The 16796-nt window shown below is 70.3% G+C and carries 13 protein-coding genes and 4 pseudogenes; 7 read left to right on the top strand and 10 right to left on the bottom strand.

The window, feature by feature from the left end:
• Positions 1-111: 111 nt before the first annotated feature.
• Complete coding sequence (locus tag ACZ4Z3_RS03565; RefSeq protein WP_468499453.1) at positions 112-942, top strand: hypothetical protein; 831 nt, start codon at positions 112-114, stop codon at positions 940-942.
• A 27-nt stretch (positions 943-969) separates the two neighbouring features.
• On the opposite strand, the gene ACZ4Z3_RS03560 is transcribed toward ACZ4Z3_RS03565, so the two are convergent.
• From ACZ4Z3_RS03560 to ACZ4Z3_RS03545, 4 genes and pseudogenes are all read right to left on the bottom strand, one after another.
• Complete coding sequence (locus tag ACZ4Z3_RS03560) at positions 970-1476, bottom strand: GNAT family N-acetyltransferase (protein ID WP_468499452.1); 507 nt, start codon at positions 1474-1476, stop codon at positions 970-972.
• A 106-nt stretch (positions 1477-1582) separates the two neighbouring features.
• Positions 1583-1828, bottom strand: a pseudogene (locus ACZ4Z3_RS03555) (Scr1 family TA system antitoxin-like transcriptional regulator); the annotation flags it as partial.
• Positions 1829-2233: 405 nt separating this feature from the next.
• Positions 2234-3385 carry an ARPP-2 domain-containing protein gene (locus ACZ4Z3_RS03550; protein ID WP_468499451.1) on the bottom strand — a complete coding sequence of 384 codons (1152 nt, stop codon included), beginning with the start codon at positions 3383-3385 and terminating at the stop codon, positions 2234-2236.
• The gene (locus ACZ4Z3_RS03545) at positions 3382-4821 is read right to left on the bottom strand and encodes a hypothetical protein (RefSeq protein ID WP_468499450.1); all 1440 of its coding nucleotides are present in this window, start codon (positions 4819-4821) and stop codon (positions 3382-3384) included. The genes ACZ4Z3_RS03550 and ACZ4Z3_RS03545 overlap by 4 nt, the downstream gene beginning before the upstream one ends.
• A 414-nt stretch (positions 4822-5235) precedes the next feature.
• Here ACZ4Z3_RS03545 and ACZ4Z3_RS03540 point away from each other — a divergent pair, with 414 nt between their 5' ends.
• Positions 5236-5916: a GtrA family protein gene (locus ACZ4Z3_RS03540; protein ID WP_468499449.1), complete on the top strand. Its 681-nt coding sequence runs from the start codon at positions 5236-5238 to the stop codon at positions 5914-5916.
• Positions 5917-6060: 144 nt separating this feature from the next.
• Here the strand turns inward: ACZ4Z3_RS03540 and ACZ4Z3_RS03535 are convergent, their stop codons facing one another.
• The gene (locus tag ACZ4Z3_RS03535; RefSeq protein ID WP_468499448.1) at positions 6061-7968 is read right to left on the bottom strand and encodes an acyl-CoA dehydrogenase family protein; all 1908 of its coding nucleotides are present in this window, start codon (positions 7966-7968) and stop codon (positions 6061-6063) included.
• A 437-nt stretch (positions 7969-8405) separates the two neighbouring features.
• Between ACZ4Z3_RS03535 and ACZ4Z3_RS03530 the strand changes: the two genes are divergently transcribed.
• From ACZ4Z3_RS03530 to ACZ4Z3_RS03520, 3 genes are all read left to right on the top strand, one after another.
• A complete protein-coding gene (locus ACZ4Z3_RS03530) occupies positions 8406-9083 on the top strand; it encodes a ScbR family autoregulator-binding transcription factor (RefSeq protein ID WP_055541442.1) in 678 nt (225 codons plus the stop codon).
• Between the two features lie 133 nt (positions 9084-9216).
• On the top strand, positions 9217-10446 hold the full coding sequence (locus tag ACZ4Z3_RS03525; RefSeq protein WP_468499447.1) for a cytochrome P450 family protein: 1230 nt from the start codon (positions 9217-9219) through the stop codon (positions 10444-10446).
• Positions 10447-10848: 402 nt separating this feature from the next.
• Positions 10849-11493, top strand: coding sequence for a ScbR family autoregulator-binding transcription factor (locus ACZ4Z3_RS03520; RefSeq protein WP_468499446.1), 645 nt, complete (start codon positions 10849-10851; stop codon positions 11491-11493).
• Between the two features lie 95 nt (positions 11494-11588).
• On the opposite strand, the gene ACZ4Z3_RS03515 is transcribed toward ACZ4Z3_RS03520, so the two are convergent.
• A complete protein-coding gene (locus tag ACZ4Z3_RS03515) occupies positions 11589-12296 on the bottom strand; it encodes a DUF998 domain-containing protein (RefSeq protein ID WP_468499445.1) in 708 nt (235 codons plus the stop codon).
• Positions 12293-13342: an aldo/keto reductase gene (locus ACZ4Z3_RS03510; protein WP_468499444.1), complete on the bottom strand. Its 1050-nt coding sequence runs from the start codon at positions 13340-13342 to the stop codon at positions 12293-12295. The genes ACZ4Z3_RS03515 and ACZ4Z3_RS03510 overlap by 4 nt, the downstream gene beginning before the upstream one ends.
• A gap of 76 nt (positions 13343-13418) precedes the next feature.
• Here ACZ4Z3_RS03510 and ACZ4Z3_RS03505 point away from each other — a divergent pair, with 76 nt between their 5' ends.
• Positions 13419-13961 (top strand): TetR/AcrR family transcriptional regulator, encoded by a 543-nt coding sequence (locus ACZ4Z3_RS03505; RefSeq protein WP_468499443.1) that lies wholly within the window; start codon positions 13419-13421, stop codon positions 13959-13961.
• 90 nt (positions 13962-14051) lie between these two features.
• Here ACZ4Z3_RS03505 and ACZ4Z3_RS03500 read toward each other — a convergent pair.
• The 3 pseudogenes from ACZ4Z3_RS03500 to ACZ4Z3_RS03490 form a co-directional block, all read right to left on the bottom strand.
• A pseudogene (locus tag ACZ4Z3_RS03500) lies at positions 14052-14354 on the bottom strand (SDR family NAD(P)-dependent oxidoreductase); the annotation flags it as partial.
• A gap of 6 nt (positions 14355-14360) precedes the next feature.
• A pseudogene (locus ACZ4Z3_RS03495) lies at positions 14361-14598 on the bottom strand (transposase); the annotation flags it as partial.
• A 48-nt stretch (positions 14599-14646) separates the two neighbouring features.
• Positions 14647-15114 (bottom strand): annotated as a pseudogene (locus ACZ4Z3_RS03490) (TetR family transcriptional regulator); the annotation flags it as partial.
• Positions 15115-15649: 535 nt separating this feature from the next.
• Here ACZ4Z3_RS03490 and ACZ4Z3_RS03485 point away from each other — a divergent pair.
• The gene (locus ACZ4Z3_RS03485; RefSeq protein ID WP_468499442.1) at positions 15650-16762 is read left to right on the top strand and encodes a ParB/RepB/Spo0J family partition protein; all 1113 of its coding nucleotides are present in this window, start codon (positions 15650-15652) and stop codon (positions 16760-16762) included.
• Positions 16763-16796 lie beyond the last annotated feature (34 nt).

Here is a 16796-nt window from a genome sequence, read left to right as displayed (position 1 = left end):
AACCAACCGGGATACGCACTTGCGTACGACTGAGCTGGTGATGGATGTTGGGCTCGCTGGAGGCAGGCGTTCCTTGCCTCGCCGAAGCGACCCGAGGAGTGACACCCGCCGATGACTCAGCCTCCCGGCCAGCCGCCGTACGACGGTTACGGGGCCCAGCAGCCGCAGCAACCGCCGTACCCGGGGCCGTACGGGACCCCGCCGGGGGCGTCCGGTCAGGCTCCCGGTCACCCCGGCCCCCCGCCGAACCCCTACACGACCGCCCCGCAGCAGCCGTACGGCGCGGCTCAGCCGCCCTACGGCGCGCCGGGTATGCCGGGTGCGCCCGGCGCGCCGAACTACGGTCAGCAGTACGGCGGCTATCCGCCCCCTCCGCCCTCGGGCGGCAACGGCGGCAAGATCGCGCTGATCGTGGTCGCCGCGGTGGCCGCCCTCGCGGTGATCGGCGGCGGGATCTTCCTGCTCACCTCCGACGACGGCGACGACACCGCGGCCAAGCCCCGGCAGAGCGTGTCGGCGCGGGCCGACGAGTCGAAGACGCCCACCTCCGAGCCCACCGAGGAGTACTCCCCGACCCCCGAGGACACCGACGCCGGCGGCGACGCGTCCACGGCGCCTCGCACGGGCGTCGAGGGCCAGTGGCAGGACGACGAGGCGCGCACCCTGACGATCGGCAAGGAGCAGTCCTCCGGCGACCTCCAGGGCCAGCACCCGCTGTCGTACATCGACATGGTCGGCGGCAAGGGCATCCTGACGGGTGTCGGCAAGTACCGCGACGAGAACAACTTCCGCATGGCGCTGCGGCCGATGGCCTCGGAGAACGTGGACGACAAGGACATCACCTTCGCCACGGTCCGCCGCTCCGGCAACGACGTCGTCATCACCTGGGAGGACGGCGGCGGCACGGACAAGCTGAGCTACGTGGGGGAGGCGTCGGGCTGACGCGCCCGGCGAGCGACAGCGGGCGAGTCAGTTCACGGTCCATGGCTGGAGGTCATGCCGGTACCAGGTGCCTGAGTCGCCGCCGAGATCGGCCGGGTCGGCGGGGCCGACCGGAACGAACCCGGCCTTGATCAGGACTCTTCGGGAGGCGGCATTCTGGTGGGAGGTGGCCGCCCGCAGTTCACGCAGGCCGTGCGTCACTGTCGCGATCCGGCACAGCTCCCGGACGGCCGCGGTCGCCACACCGCGGCCGGCGGCCCGCTCCGCGACCCGGTACCCGAGTCTGGCGGTGCCGTCCTCCAGGTCGTACAGGTTGAACCTGCCGAGCACGGAGCCGTCCTCGTCGACGAGCGCGTAGAAGGCACAGGCGCCGGTCTCCTGCTCGGCCAACAAGGCGTCGTACCTGTCGGTGAACCGGTCGAAGAAGTCGTCACCGCGGTCGGGGATCGAGGCGGCGAAGTAGGCGCGGTTCGCCAACTCGAAGGCCAGGACCGCCGGGGCGCGGCCGGCATGCAGCCGTATCAGACTGGGCATCGCCCGACCCTATCCGGACGTATTCACGTCTGAGTCTGATCGGCTGCTTTGAGCGCGCGTATGAGGTGACCGAACGGCACTGGGCTTGTGGTGAGGATGGTGCCGGGGGCAGTTCGCTCATCTCCAACAGGTGCTTGAGCTGGCCGCGTGTGACGGCGGGGCCGCCGAAGCCCATGCGCAGAGCGGTCTCGTGGATGATCGCGGTGTACGGGGGCGGGCTGTCGCGGTGCATGATGCCCTGCCGCTTGATCCGGTACGTGAGCCGGTGCTCGATCTCGTACTGCCGCATCGGCGGCACCACCGCCCGGAAGAGGGCTCGGGCGTGATCGGTGGTCTGCAGCAGCGCGGGAAGCGCCGACAAGCTGCGCTCCATGGCACGGGCGTACGACTGGTCGGAAACGCGTACCGGCACACGAAGGGGCCCTCGTCGGTGCGGCTGGTCGCCCTGCACGGCGGGCGGCTGCGCGTCTTCGTGTGAAACGGGAGCCCGTACGTGCCGCCCTCGTTCGGCGAGGTGGGTGTCAGCCCCCGCGTGCCCTCGCCGCCGGCGGCGGATGTCGAGCACGGGCGGGGTCTCTTCCTCGTCCGGCAGTGCGCGGACCGGTGGGGGTGCTGGCCGTTGGAGGGCGGGAGCCTTGGGTGGGGCGGGGGCAAGCTGATGTGGTTCGAGGTGGGCGGGGACGTCGCGTGAGGGGCCGCGCTCCGCCACGTGCCGGGCGAGCGAGTCGACGCCGGGGCGGGCGTACCGATCAGGCGCTCAGCCGGTCCGGGTTCGTGCTTGCTTGCGGTATCCATCCATAATGTCCTGGCGGAGCAGGAAATCGAAGCCGACAGACGCCAGGCGTATCCCCAGCTGATAGCCCTCGATGCCAAGTTCGTGTGCGGTGTTCGCCAGGTGCCAGTCGTTGGCGGCAAGCCTGCTGAGAAGGTGACCGCGACGGACCTGGGTCTCCGACAGACGAAACGTCTTGAGGTAGGCGATCCTGCCCTTGTGGTCGGTGATGGTTTCACCGATGTGGTTCTCCTGCTGAGGACGGAACTGCGGCAAGAAGCGGGAGAGCGTGAAGCCCCGCATTTGGTAGACCGTCTGCCAGGTATACGCGTGCTCCAGCAGGCCGGCCGCCATGGTTGTGTCGTGAAAATCCGTCCAAGCATGTTCCTGCTCGGCAACTGCCGTGCGCAGGTGGGCCAGGGAGCGGATCTGCGAGTCGGAGATGCGGGCCCGGAAATCACGTACCGGTGGCATCAGCATGGCGTAGGTGTAGATCAGGTCGCCGTACATGTCCTGCAGGAGTGTGGGGTGGAGGGCGCGGTAGTCGTCGGGATGCGGGACCACGAAGGCGGACGCGAGTGCGTCGGCGACGTAGACCATCACACCGCATTGATCGGGGTGGATCTCGAAGATGCGCAGTGCGTCGGCGAGTCCGCTTACTTCGGCACCCACATAGGCTTCCTCGACGCGCGGGGAGAGCCCTCGGCTGATCGCACGCTGCGACCACTCCTCCCAGGCGATGGAGGGGCCGCCGAAGTGCAGTGCCAGGTAGCCTTCCATTGCCAGGTGCATGGGGAGGAACCGCAGCCGGTCTCTGGCCTGGCGGCGGGCCATCCTGCGGTGGATGTGCAGGCCCATGGTGGCGGCGGGCGCCGCCTTGCCGTCAGTGGAAAGCTGGGTGCCGTAGGCGGCTGCCGGCGTGCCGTCGTCAGTCCATGTGGCGACGAATCCATGGGGGATGTAGGAGGTATAGACGGCGCGTGGGCCGACCTCGACCAGACCGGTCGCACCGCCGTAGAGCTGAGGCCGCAGGCGGAGGTCGGCGATAGGTTCGTCACGTACGAGCGGCACCAGACGGACGGCACCCCAGACCTGTGAGGGGCGGGCGGTCAGGCCGGTCAGGTCCAGTGTGGTCATCGCGCCTGCTCCTGCTGGTGTCCGCTCAGCATGTGAGCGGCACGGGTGTTCATGTACGTGACCAGTTCGGCCAGGCCGGTCCGGCCTTCCGCGAACTGGGCGAGTTCCACCAGCGCGGGAAGGTCCTCGGCGTCACGGATACCCGCGGTGGGCACCGTCGGGGACAGCCGACGTACGTCGAAATCGGCCGCGTCGTAGACGGGGTTGAGATGGACGATGCTGGTGCGACGCTTGGGGTCGAGCCGAGTGCGCCAGATGCGCAGCACCTCGGCGGCCAGGCCAGGAGGTGCGTTGTCCCATCCGTCGGAAACGATCACCAATCTGGACGGTGTGGTGTCCAGCGCGTCGAGGATCCGCCGGCCCAACGGCGTCGGCCCGTACGGGCGGGTCAGCAGTGCGTCGGTCCGCCCGGACGTCCACAGCGCGGTGTAGGTGCCGGAAAGAGCCGCGAGCAGATAGTGGCAGGCCAGTGCCACGGCCAGCGGTCGACGACGCTTGTGAACCGAACCGAAGGCGGAAAAGCTGTCGTCCAGGACGGCGGTGACCTTGCCCCAGCTCCCCCGGTGGCGGCCGGCCGCCCGGTCGGCGGCCGATTCCAGGGCGTGGGTCAGCTCGGCACGTCGGCGCAGGCGGTCCTCGACCGGCAGCGAAAGCACATAGGTCGCCAACCGGGTCAGCGGCATCCGGGACAGGTCTGCCTGTACTCCCGCGATCCCGCTCTTGCGCGCGGACTCCTGCAACCGCAAGGTCTCCTGGCGGGTCATCCGCGGGGCTATGCGCTCCAGGAAAACCTTTCGGGGGATCTTGTGCTTGGCGGCGAAGCCCTCGGCAGCCGTATAGGGCAGCTCGTACAGGGCGGCCTGCTCGTAGTGCGCGCGGCGCCACGTCTCCAAGAGAGGAGTCGCGTAGTGCTTGCGGGACAGCGGCGCAAAGACGAACGCCCCCAGCTCTTCGGTGGCAGGGACCAGGTGTGCGTGGCGAAGGGCTCGCTTGAGGCCGCTGCGGTACTTCACGGCATCGAACGCCAGGTCCGGGCGGGCGGACAGCCAGTCACGCATGATCGCGCGCGTGCGACGGTTGTTCACCCCGGCCCGGCGTAAGGCATTGAACAGCCCGTACACGCGTTGCGGCGGCAGCGTCGCCAGACGGCACGCGATCAGTCGGCCCTCGCTGCGACGCTGGTCGGCAGTGGCCTCACGGGTGGTCTCCAGCAACTGTCTGATGATGAGGACCGCGTTGTAGTCGTTGATGTCGAGCGCAAGCACTCCGGCGTACAGGTCACGGTAGTTACCCAGCATGTATGCATGGAGGAAGCCCAAGGACAGCCGCTGCTCGCCCTCGTCGCTGTGGAATTCACGTTGGCCGGTGGAGGTGGTTGCCGCGTTGACGAAGAGCAGTACATCGTCGGCTGCGACGAGGTCCCCGTACGAATCCATCCCGTTCTTTCCTCAAGAGTGCGGATGCCGGCCGGGGAATGGGGGCACGAACTGCGAATCAGTGCTGAAATGGCATTTTCCGGAAGTCGCACCGAAGTCCCGCGGCCGGCCTCCGGACCGTAACAGGGCAGCCCACACGCCCTCTACTGTTTTCCTTCACCTCGCCTCCACGCGGGAAGCCTGATCGACACGACCTTCCCGAATGAACGCGGGTGCCCGAGTGCGACCCCGTTCAAGTCTCCTGGTCCAAGTCTCCTTTTAGCGAACCCCGTTGTCATGTGTCCGCAGGCGGGCAGATCGACCGCCTGCGGCACACCGTACCCCCTTGCGAACAGTGTTCGCCTTCACGTACGCTGTTCTCAACGACGCACGCCGTACGTACACGGTGGGCCGCCATGAGGGGACGGAAGGTTCGTGATGGAGCAGACGGAGCACATGACGCGCCAACTCCCCGAGTCCTCCCGGGCGTTCTCCTCGTTCGTGCGGTTCGTCGCGTGTGGCGGCGGAGTCGGCGTCCTGTCCAGCGGGGCCGTCGCGCTGCTGGCCGTGCTGTTGCCGTGGGCCGTGGCGAACGCGGTCGTGACGGTCGTGTCGACCGTCCTGGCCACCGAGCTCCACGCCCGCTTCACCTTCGGCGCCGGGCGCCGGGCCGGACGGCGGGAGCACCTCCAGTCGGCCGGGTCGGCGGCCGCCGCGTACGGCGTGACCTGCGCGGCCATGGCCGTCCTGCACCTCGTGCACTCCGCCCCCGGTGTCCTCGTGGAGCAGGCCGTCTACCTCGGCGCGAGCGCGCTGGCCGGCGTCGGGCGGTTCGTGGTGCTCCGCGTCGTCGTGTTCGCCGCGGGGAAGCCGGCCGCGGCGACGGGCGGCCGGCTCCCCGAGGCGGCCCGGGGCGCCGGGTACCCGATCCGCCGCCCGCGCCCCGCCGTCACCTCGCTGTCGTACGGGTGGACCGACTGGTCCGCGTGGATCCGCCCCGCGGTCCTCTCCTCCCTGCCGGACAACTGGCAGGAGTGGGTGCGTCCCCAGACCGTTCCGGACGGGCACGGCCGCTGGACCACGGTCGGTTCGTGGTCGCCGTGCGCCGCTCAGTGACGGTCGACGGGGTGATCTCTGTGAGCTGTGGTGCGCTTCGAGCGTGTGCGATACGCGTGTGGTGCGACTGCGGTGGGGTGTCGCGGGCTCGGGTTCGGGCGTGCAGCCGGGTGCCCGTGGCCGCGGGGGCCTTGCCTCGGCCGGTCAGCCCGCGAGGGCCGGCAGGGGCGCGGCGTCGTCGACGATCGAGGAGCCGTTCGCGAGGGGTATGGCCGACAGGACCTCGTCGGGGATGTCGAACGCCTCGACCAGAGTCGTCATGTGCGGCGCCAGGGCGGCGATGACGGCGTCGACGGCCTGCGGGAGCTCACGCACGTGCCGTACGGTCAGATGTCCCTCGGCCAGCAGGTCACCGGTGTGCTGGCGGATCCGGCGCAGCAGGAACAGCCGGCACAGGCCGTCCAGGAGGAAGCGGGCGGTGGGGTCCGCGGCCTGCTCGGCCGCCGCCCGCAGGGCGTCGGCGGCCCGGGTCTCGGCGTGCGCCGCGACCATGGTGAGCGCGGCCTCGCTGGCGCCGTTCCAGCGCGCGACCGGGTTGCCGGACGGGCCCTCGCGCAGGGCGACGCGGGCGCGTGCCCGCCACAGCGACTCGGCGGCGGCGAGCAGGCCGCGCAGGAAGTCCACGTCGTCGAGGTCGCCGTCCGTGGCGGGGGTCTCGGTCTTCTCGGCCGTGTCGGTGCGGTGCCCGAGGACCATCTCCGCGGCGGCCTTCACCCAGATCACCAGGTTGTCGCCCTCCGCGGTGATGGTGCCCTCGTTGTCCGCCTGCAGGCCGGCCAGGGCGTTGACCGCGAACAGGCCCTGCGCTCCGCAGCGTTCCCGGCACTCGGTCATCACGTCACGGGCCTGCCAGGTGATCCAGCCCTTGGCGACGGCCACCAGACGCTCCGCGTCGTCCCGGTCCGCGGCGGTGTGCTCGGTCCACCGGGTCACGGCCTCGCGGTGCAGGAACGTCATGGCGTAGGTCTGGGCGAGCGCGTTCAGCAGGCGCCCGTGGTGGCTGCGGTGGGCGACCAGCGGGACGCGGTCGCCCACCCGCGGGCCGCTGATGTGACGCAGGTGGGCGTGCCGGACCGCGATGGCCAGCGCGGTGCGGGAGGCGCCGACGGCCGCGGCGCTCATGCACAGCTTCCCCGTGGTGACCCGGCCGATCGAACGCAGGAACCGCTTGCGCCGGTTGCCCACATTGCTGTCGAGGGTGCCGTCCGGGGCCAGTTGGCCGTGCTCGGCCTCCAGGAGTGCCGCCCGGTCCAGGCGCACCTGATCGAACGAGGTGAGGCAGTGGTCCACCGGGCTGCCCGCCCGCTCCGGGAGCGCCCGCACCTCGACGCCCGGCAGGTGGCCCTTCTCGTCGCTCAGCGGGGTGAGGAAGAGGAAGACACCCCGGTCCTCACCGCCGACGATCAACCGGGCGGCGACCACCGCGCTCTTGGGGCCGCCGGTCAGGCTGGTGTTCGGCATGAACTTCCGGGCGCCGGGAGTGGGGGTGTGCAGGACGAAACCGCCGGTCGACGGATCGAAGGTCGCCGTGGTCTCCAGAGCGGCGGCATCGTTGCCATGGGCCAGCTCCGTGCAGAGGAACGTGCCCGTGCGGCGCAGCGTCGTGAAGTCGGACAGGTTCCGCCCATAGCCGTCGTGGTCGAGGATGCTGCCCAGGAACAAGTTGTAGTGAATGCTCGACAAGGTGCACAGCCCGCTGTCGACGAACCCCGTCCACTCGTGCAGCGCGGCCAGGCGCGCCGGGTCAGAGGCGAGGGACTCCGGGTTGTCGACCGCCGCGTTGACCAGTTGGAGACGGTCGTAGGAGAGCTCGGTCCGGGTGAGGGGAGCGAGATCACGACGGCGGGAGAACGCCTCGGTGCGGATCAGCTTGCGCCAGGGCTCGTGCACCCTGCCGCGGTTCTGCCGGTCGAAGAGGAGATGGGCCAGATCCGCGGTGGTGAGCGAGTGCGGGCCGAAATGGTCAGTGGCGGCCGGCGACTGGGCAACGGGGTCGGTTTCTTCTGCGTCTCTGCTACCAGAGGCATTCTTGTGGAACGTCAGCAAGGCCATGGTCAAGACCTCTTCCCCCTGTTTTGGAACCCTGTTGATGGGAACGCAAGCCAAGAAGATACGGACCAACCGGTTTTTATTCAAGACTGCTTTGGCTGGTTTACGGGTTCTTCATGTCCACGTGGTGAGACGCGGCGTGAGGGCGTCAGGTTTGCCGGGGCGGCGAGCTGAAGCTGATATTCCACCTATGACGTGCCCTTTTGCGGCCGGGGGCGGAGGTTCGGCGGGTCTGGCACCTGGTGGGGCCGAGGGGTTGAAAAACCGGGCCACCGGTTTTATTGTTCCCCTCGCCGGTTGGTTTCGAGGGAGTGGCGGCCATCGAGTCCACCGGTGATCCGCCGCTCTTGTCGCGCACACTGCCTACGGAGTGTTACCGGTGCTAGCATACGAACCTGACGGTTTTTTTACGCTCGTCGGGGGGTGCTTGGAGGTGTGTGGTGGCGCAGCAGGAACGAGCGATCAGGACGCGGGAGAAGATTCTCCTCGCAGCGGCTGAGGTTTTCGACGAGGTCGGGTACGACGCGGCCACGATCTCCGAGATCCTCAAGCGCTCCGGGGTGACCAAGGGCGCGCTGTACTTCCACTTCTCCTCCAAGGAGGAGTTGGCGCAGGCGGTGCTCGCCAACCAGCTCGCGTCGGTGCCCCCGGCGCCGCCCCAGGATCTGGTGCTGCAGCAGGGGCTCGACGAGACGCTGGTGCTCGCGTATCTGCTCGCGAAGGGGGACCCGATGGTCCGAGGCAGTATCCGGCTCACCGTCGACCAGGTGGCGCCGGGTGACGGCCTGGACCGCAGGATCCCCATGCAGGGCTGGATCGATCACAACGTAGACCTCCTTGGGAAGGCGAAACAAAGCGGGGAAGTGCTGCCCCACATCGACGTCGACGCGGTCGCGCGGATGTTCGTCGGCGCCTTCACCGGGGTGCAGATGCTCTCGAAGATCATGACCGGGCACGCGGACATGACGGACCGGGTGATGGACCTGTATCGCCATCTGATGACCTCCATCGCGGTCCCCGCCGTGCTCGTACGGCTCGACTTCTCGCCGGACCGCGGGGAGAGGGTCTACGAGGCCGCCCTGAAACTGCGCGAGGCGGGGCAACCCGCGTCGGTCTGAGAGGCGTCCGCCCCACGGGCAGTCCGTCACCGGTCCATCAAGGGGGAGATGGAGAAGGGACCCGGTCCCTTCCGTGCGCACGCACTGGACAGGGCCGCTGACGGCCCGAAACCGACTGGACGGAGTGCACCAGATGCAAGCAACTGCCTGCCCGTACGCCCTCGACGCCTCCGGGACCGACCTCCCCGGGGAATCCGCGATGCTGCGGGAGCGGGGACCGGCGGTCGAGGTGGAGCTGCCGGGCGGGGTCGTCGCCTGGGCGGTGCTGCGGCAGCGCAACGTCGAGAAGCTGCTGACCGACCCACGGGTGTCCAAGGACGCCCGGCAGCACTGGCCGGACTTCATCGAGGGGCGCATCACGGCCGACTGGCCGCTGTACCCCTGGGTGGCCAACAAGAACATGCTGTTCGCCTACGGGCCCGAACACACCCGGCTGCGCCGCCTGGTGGCGCACGCCTTCACCGGTCGGCGCACCGAGGCCATGAGGCCCCGGGTCGAGCGACTCACCACGGAGCTGCTCGACGACCTCGCGGCCCTGCCCGCCGGCCAGGAGGTGGACCTCCGGGACACCTACGCCAAGCTGCTGCCGATGCGGGTGATCTGTGAACTCTTCGGGGTCGCCCGGGGGGCCGACACCGACGCCCTGTCCGCGGCGATGCACACGGTGTTCAGCACCACGGTCAGTGCCGAGGAGATGGAGGCGGCCCGGATGCGGGCGTTCGGCCTGCTGTCCGCCCTCGTGGCGGCCAAGCGCGCGGAGCCCGGCGACGACCTGACCTCCCTGCTCATCGAGGCCCGCGACGACGGCAACCGGCTCAGCGAGGAAGAACTCCTCGGTACCCTCTTCCTCGTGCTCACCGGCGGCCAGGACAGCGCCCGTACGCTCCTCGCCAACGCCGTCGCCGCGCTGCTCACCCACCCCGACCAGCTCGCCCACATCCGCGCCGGCCGCGCCACCTGGGAGGACGCGGTCGACGAGGCGGCGCGCACGCACACCCCCGGCGCCTACTCTCCGATGCGTTTCGCCGTCGAGGACATCGACCTGGACGGCGTCACCATCAAGAAGGGCGACGCCATCATCGTCAACTTCGCGGCGGGCGGGCTGGAGCCCGAACTGCACGGGGAGGACGCCGCGGACTTCGACGTCCTGCGCACCGACCGCGACCTGCTCGCCTACGGCCACGGGGTGCACCGCTGCCTCGGTGCCGCGCTCGGCAGGATGGAGGTCACCATCGGCCTCGCGGGCCTCTTCGAGCGGTTCCCCGACATGCGGCTCACCCGTCCCGTCGGGGAGCTGGCACCGGTGCCGAGCTTCCTGATCAACGGCTACGCCTCCGTCCCGGTGGTGCTCCGCCCCGAGTGAACCGTCGCCCCCCACGGGGTGTTGACGCAGAGTGATGAACCCGCCCCGCGGCCGATTCGGCCGCGGGGCGTCGTCGTGTCCGTCGTGCGCGCTGTCGTGTGTGTTGTCGTGTGTGTTGTCTGGGCACTGGTGGTCTGTGTGCCGATGTGTGGCTTGTCGACGGTTCCTGAGGAGAGGTGACGAATTCGGTGCGGGTCGGGGCCGGGTTCCGTATACATAACGTCATGGGGTGTGCACCTACAGTCGGCTCATTTCAGGGGGCATCTAGAAACCGCGAAGACGGTTTGATAATCTCCTCGGGTGAGGGAAGGGCTTGCTGGCCCGCGGGGGCGTCCCGAGCGTCGGTCCACCTGGTTCCCCTGCGTGATAACGGAGCGCCCCATGGCCAAACAGGAGCGCGCGGTGCGCACGCGTAACGCGCTCATCGAGTCCGCCGCCGAGCTGTTCGACCGGGAAGGCTTCGAAACGGCGTCCCTGTCCATGATCAGCGCCAGGGCCGGGGTCAGCAGTGGCGCGCTGCACTTCCACTTCGCCAGCAAAGCGGACCTCGCCGACGCGGTCGGTCAGGCGGCGGCCCTGCGACTGGGCCGGATCACCACCCAGGACTCCGGCGACGCGTTGCAGTCCCTCATCGACGCCACCTACGCCCTCGTGCGGGCGCTCGGCCATGACGCCGTGCTGCGCGCCGGGTTCGACCTCGGCGACGGGGTCGGCCAGGTGCGCTCCGGCGCCGGGTTGCGTCGGGCCTGGCAGGAGTGGGTGGAGGAAGTGCTGGCCAAGGCCGATATGGAGGGGGCGCTCGCGCACGGGGTCTCCGCGGAGGACGCGGCCGCGGTGGTCGTCGCCGCGACCGCCGGCCTCGAATCCCTCGGCCGGCACGATCCGCGGTGGCTCACCGGGGACTCCCTGTCCCGCTTCTGGCGACTGCTGCTGCCCCGGGTGGCGTGTACGTCCACGCTGGGGACGCTGCGGCCGTCGGGGAGTGGGGGGAGGGGACGGGGGGAGGGGGCGGGCGCGGGCGCCTACGAGGTGGGCTCGGCCTCATAGCTCGGGGCGCTCGTGTTCGTTGGCGGGTGCGGGTGGGTGGGGGCCGATCGCGCAGTTCCCCGCGCCTCTGGAGGCATGGGCCTGCGGCCCAGCCTTCATCCTGCGGGAAGGGGGGTGGGTGGGGGTGTCACGGGCAGTCGTCGGGCGGCGATGCTGCTGGCGAGGAGGGCGTGGCCGATCATGATCGGGTAGATGACGGCGCGTTCGAGCAGGCCGATGTTCCACATCCAGCCGGTGAGGGCGTCGGCCATGAAGACTGGGAAGGCGATCAGGCCCGCGGTGCCCAAGGCGATGCTCGCGGTCGAGCGGCGTCGGCTGAGGCCGATACGTGCGCCGTTGGCTCCGACGGCGATCGCCATGACGTTGCCGGCGAGCATGACGGTCTGCGCACCGAGGGTGTGGAGGGCGATCAGGCCGTTGTCCACGTTGGCGTTGGAGCCTTGGAAGATGCCGACCAGGCCGACTCCGGCGCCCGCCAGGACGGCGAGTATCACGATGATGGTCGGGCGGACGCCCTTGCGCGGGTCGAACACGAGGAACGCGCCGACGGCCAGGAGGATGCCGTAGACCACCCAGCCGGTGTTCATGACGGCGCCGAGGGGTGAGTGGGCGACTTGCCCGAACGCGGTCTGGGGCGGGCCGGTCAGTCCGAGGTGGCTGACCCAGTTGTGGAAGGGCGAGTACGGCGGGTCCTGCCATGCGGCGGCGGTGACGAACTCCGCCAGCCAGGACACCAGCGGGCCGAGCAGGATGAGGAGGCCCCCGGCGCGGGCGGCCGGGCCGGAGCGGACGATGGTGTTCATGACAGGGCCATTCCGGGGATGCGCCGGCGGATGGCCTCCAGCTCGGCTTCGTCGGAGACGCCCTGCCAGTCGTGGCGCGGGGTGTACGGGGCTTCCAGGGCACGCACCTCGTCGTCGGTGAGGTGGATGTCGAGGGAGGCCACGGCCTGGTCGATCTGGCGGATGGAGCCGGCGCCGACCAGGGGCGCGGTGACGACCGGCCGGCGGCGCAGCCAGGCGAGCGCGATCTGGGCGCGGCTCGCGCCGTGCGCGTCCGCCACCTGGCCGACCGCGTCGATGATCGCCTTGTTGGACGCTTCCTGCGCGGGCGTGTAGAGCAGATCGGCGTAGGCGCCGTCGGTTTCGGAGCGTTGGGTGGAGCGGGCGTCGTCCCAGGCCCGGGCCAGGCGGCCGCGGGCCAGCGGCGACCAGATGAGGGTGCCGACGCCTTCGTCCAGGCACAGCGGGATCATCTCCCGTTCCTCTTCGCGGGCGAGGAGGTTGTAGTGGTTCTGCATCGACACGAACCGCGCCCAGCCGTGCTGCTTCTGCAGGTGGAGGGCCTTGGCGAACTCCCAGGCGTGCATGGAGGAGGCGCCGAGGTAGCGGACCTTGCCGCCCTGCACGAGGTCGCTGAGGGCCTGGAGTGTCTCCTCCCAGGGGGTGGAGTGGTCGTTGCGGTGGATCTGGTAGAGGTCGATGTAGTCCGTGCCGAGGCGGCGCAGGGAGTGGTCGACCTCGGTCATGATCGCCTTGCGTGACAGTCCGCGTCCGTTCGGGCCCGGGCGCATCGGGTGACGCAGTTTCGTGGCGATGACCACGGCGTCGCGGTCGGCGTAGTCCTTCAGCGCGCGGCCGAGGATCTCCTCGCTGGAGCCGTTGGAGTACAGGTTCGCGGTGTCGAAGAAGTTGATGCCCGCCTCCAGGGCGTGCTTGATGAGCGGGCGGGCCTCCTCCTCGCCCTTGGACCAGACGGGGTGCCCGCGGTCGGGTTCGCCGTAGGTCATGGCACCGATGGCGATCGGTGACACGTCCAGGCCGGTGGTGCCGAGCTTGATGTAGTGCATGGTGCCCCTCTAATGTAAGTGGAGAGCTCTCCGAATAACGTAGTGGAGAGCTCTCCACTTAGCAAGGGGAGATCTCGTGGTCCGATCCGACGCCCGTGAGAACAGGGCGCGCATCCTCGCTGCCGCCCGCGAGGCGCTGGGCGAGGACGGCGGCACGTCGCTGAACCAGATCGCCCAGCGCGCCGGCGTCGGGCCCGGCACGCTGTACCGCAACTTCCCCACCCGCGAGGCGCTGGTCCTGGCCGTCTATCAGGACGAGGTCACCCGCATCACCGGCACCGTGCCCGACCTGCTCGACCGGATGCCGCCCCTGGAGGCGCTGCGCGCCTGGACGCTCGACCTGGTCGAGGCCATGCGCAGGAAGCACGGCCTGGGCGAGGCCCTCAGCCCCAGCGCGCACCAGGCGATGAGCGAACAGAGCTACGGCCCAGTCATCACCGCCATCACCGAGCTCCTCGACGCCGGCAAGGAGGACGGGAGCATCCGCGCGGACGCCGACCCCGGTGACTTCCTCCAGCTCACCGGCGCGCTCTGGCGTGCCGCCGCCGTCCCCGAGGACCGCGCTCCCCGCATGCTCGCGCTCATCCTCGACGGGCTGTGCGCACAGCCGCAGCGCTGAGGACCGGTCGGAGATCAGTCGAAGACCGGCCGGAGACCGGGTGACGACGTGTGCTGACGATGGCAGGCGGTCGTGTCCCGGCAGAGGTACTCAGCGGGCCTGTGCGAGGAGTTTCCGCGACAGGTCCCACAGGCGCCCGGCGTTGACCGGGCCGACGGCGTAGCGGGCGACGCCGTGCAAGGTGCCGGTGCGGCGGTCGACGACGTCGCTCTCGTTGCAGTCGGCGAAGTGGCGGCCACCCACGCCGTCGAGGAGCGGTGAGGCGGCGAGCAGGACGGAGGTCGCCGCTCCCTGCTCGACCGTCTTGATCAGATGTTCGAGGGCCAGCCCGCTGCCGCGCCCGGAGGTGTGCCTCTGCAGGCTCGTGTGGATGGCTCCGGGCATGCACGCGTTGACGGCGCCCGCCTCGTTCCAGGCCGTCAGGCGGCGCCAGCAGGTCATGCCCGAGCCGAAGCCGAGCTCTTGGGGCAGGCACTCAGGCTGGACGCCGGTGTGCAGGACGGCCGCACAGGGCCTGCCGGTCGCGCAACCGCGGTCGCCCCTGCACCTGCGTCGGCGGCGGCTCGGACAGCCTCGCCACCTCGCTCGTGCTCGCCGGACGCGAGGCGGGCGCGGACGGCTCGATGAGAGACCACAGGACGACGCGCCAGACACGGGCGAGCGTCGTGGGGGAGAGCCACTCGGGATCGGTGCGGCCCAGGACCTCCAGACCAGTCGTGGTCGCGACCACGGACGCCGTCGCGTCGGCGCGGGAGACGCCGCCGGCGAGCAGGTCCCGGGCCGCCGCCTCGGTGAGCAACCCGTGGACGCAGGCCCGCCACTCCGCGCCCAGATCCACCTCCGTCCGGCACGCCTCGTCGCCGCTCAGCCGTGAGCCCGCCCGGGCCACCACGTCCTGGCGGAGCCGCTCGGCCAGGGCGTACGAGGCGTCGGTGAGGCGACGCAGGGGGTCGAGGTCGGGCCGCCGGGTCGCGGTGCGGGCCGCCCGCCGCAGGTTCTCCGCGGCCACCGCCTGGACCGTCGCGGCCACCGCCGCCTTGTTCTCGAAGTGAAAGTGCAGTGCTCCGGGGCTCACCCCGGCACCGGCGCTGATCTCGGCCAGCTTCGCCCGCACGTACCCGTGCCGCTCGAAGACCTCCGCGGCCGAGCGCACGAGGGCGTGTCGGGTGTGCAGGGCGCGTTCCTGTTTCAGCACGGTGGGCTCCTCGGGGACCTTGTCGATGGTGGATGCCAACCCATGAAACCAACCGTACGGTTTCTTTTCTACTTCGCCTTATCGGGTCGAACTCGGCAAGTGGGGCGCGCCTCCCGCGGCGGGGTGCGACGGAAGCGTGCATTCAGCTACCGCGGGGGAGGTGTGCCGCGCCGAGGTGTTGCAAACCAGCAACCCGGTATGTTTCTATCGACGGAAGCGACGGGCTCGGGGTGATCCCCCGGGGAAATCGCCCGTTTCCGCGCTGAAACAGACTCCCGCAGCCGTGCCTACATCCCCCGAGGCGCGGCTGCGGGCCGTTTTCATGCCTGTTTGTCGGGTTCTGATGCGAGCGCGTGGTGCGGGTGGTCGTGAGGAAGTCGGCTACGAGGGGGTAAAAAAATCCGCGCCCCTGGTATGTTTCTCGGGACGGTTGAGAGGGCCACGGGGGAAAGCAGAGCTGTGGCCCGCCCGTACGGGGAGGAGCGAACACGTCATGAACGTCTCAGGCGCTCACGTCGAAACCACTGACCGCCGGGAAGGGCCCAGGCCGGGCCTGCGCCTGGCCGTCGCGGCGGGCGCCGGGGTGTCGCAGCCCGGCGCCGCCCCCGCCGGGGACCGCGGGGGACCGGCCGGCGACCGAGGGAGCCGGGCGCGGCGGACGGGCGTCGTGGACGTCGACGTGCTCCGCGCGTCCGACTCCCCCCGGCTCGGCGGCGAGAACCGCGACCATGTGCGGACCCTCGCCGAGCAGGAGGAACCGCTGCCGCCGATCCTGGTCCACCACCCCACGATGCGGGTCATCGACGGGATGCACCGGCTCGCCGCGGCCCGGCTGCGCGGTGCCACGACCATCGAGGTCGAGTACTTCGACGGCGACGAGGACGAGGTCTTCGCCCTGTCCGTCGAGTTGAACATCGCGCACGGCCTGCCCCTGTCCCAGGCCGACCGCGCGGCGGCGGCCGAGCGCATCCTCACCACCCACCCGTACTGGTCCGACCGCCGTATCGCCTCCAACGCGGGGCTCGCGCCGAGCACGGTCGCGGCGATCCGGCGCCGTTCAACGAGCCGAACCGACCAGTTGAACGCGCCCCGCGTCGGCCGGGACGGCCGGGTACGGCCGTTGCAGGCCACCGAGGGGCGGCTGCGGGCCAGCCAGGTCATCGCCGTGAACCCCACGGCGTCGCTCCGCGAGATCGCCGAGCGGGCCGGGATCGCCACCGCCACGGCGAAGGACGTACGGGACCGGATCCGCCGCGGGCAGGACCCGGTGCCGCAGGCGCCGCCCGCCAGGCGGGTCGCCGCGAGGGACGAGCCGGGGCGCGGGGCCGTGCGGGCCGCCGGCGGCGGTCGCGGAACGGCGCATCTGTCGGCGGCGGCGATCGGGCTGATCCTGCCGAACATCTGCAAAGACCCGTCGCTGCGGACCGAGGCGGGGCGGATGCTGCTGCAGATGCTCAGCGTCCACTCGATCGGCGACGAGGCGAAGTGGCAGCGGCTGGCGCGGAGTGTGCCGGGGCATCGGGCGCCGGTGCTGGCGCAGGCGGCGCGGCGATGCGCCGACCACTGGCTGCGGCTGGCCAATGAGTTGGAGATGCGGCGGGGTTGAGTTTTGCGCGCCTTGCCGCCGTGGGGTTTTTCTC

The sequence above is a fragment of the Streptomyces sp. NPDC030296 genome (assembly GCF_055572815.1).
Note: the sequence above shows the minus strand (reverse complement) of the source record. Positions and strands in the feature narration are given on the sequence as shown.

Excerpts from the sequence above, each read along its gene's own strand:
- ACZ4Z3_RS03565 (WP_468499453.1), top strand. The coding sequence starts at position 112 with ATGACTCAGCCTCCCGGCCAGCCGCCGTACGACGGTTACGGGGCCCAG.
- ACZ4Z3_RS03560 (WP_468499452.1), bottom strand. The coding sequence starts at position 1,476 with ATGCCCAGTCTGATACGGCTGCATGCCGGCCGCGCCCCGGCGGTCCTG.
- ACZ4Z3_RS03550 (WP_468499451.1), bottom strand. The coding sequence starts at position 3,385 with ATGACCACACTGGACCTGACCGGCCTGACCGCCCGCCCCTCACAGGTC.
- ACZ4Z3_RS03545 (WP_468499450.1), bottom strand. The coding sequence starts at position 4,821 with ATGGATTCGTACGGGGACCTCGTCGCAGCCGACGATGTACTGCTCTTC.
- ACZ4Z3_RS03535 (WP_468499448.1), bottom strand. The coding sequence starts at position 7,968 with ATGGCCTTGCTGACGTTCCACAAGAATGCCTCTGGTAGCAGAGACGCA.
- ACZ4Z3_RS03525 (WP_468499447.1), top strand. The coding sequence starts at position 9,217 with ATGCAAGCAACTGCCTGCCCGTACGCCCTCGACGCCTCCGGGACCGAC.
- ACZ4Z3_RS03515 (WP_468499445.1), bottom strand. The coding sequence starts at position 12,296 with ATGAACACCATCGTCCGCTCCGGCCCGGCCGCCCGCGCCGGGGGCCTC.
- ACZ4Z3_RS03510 (WP_468499444.1), bottom strand. The coding sequence starts at position 13,342 with ATGCACTACATCAAGCTCGGCACCACCGGCCTGGACGTGTCACCGATC.
- ACZ4Z3_RS03485 (WP_468499442.1), top strand. The coding sequence starts at position 15,650 with ATGAACGTCTCAGGCGCTCACGTCGAAACCACTGACCGCCGGGAAGGG.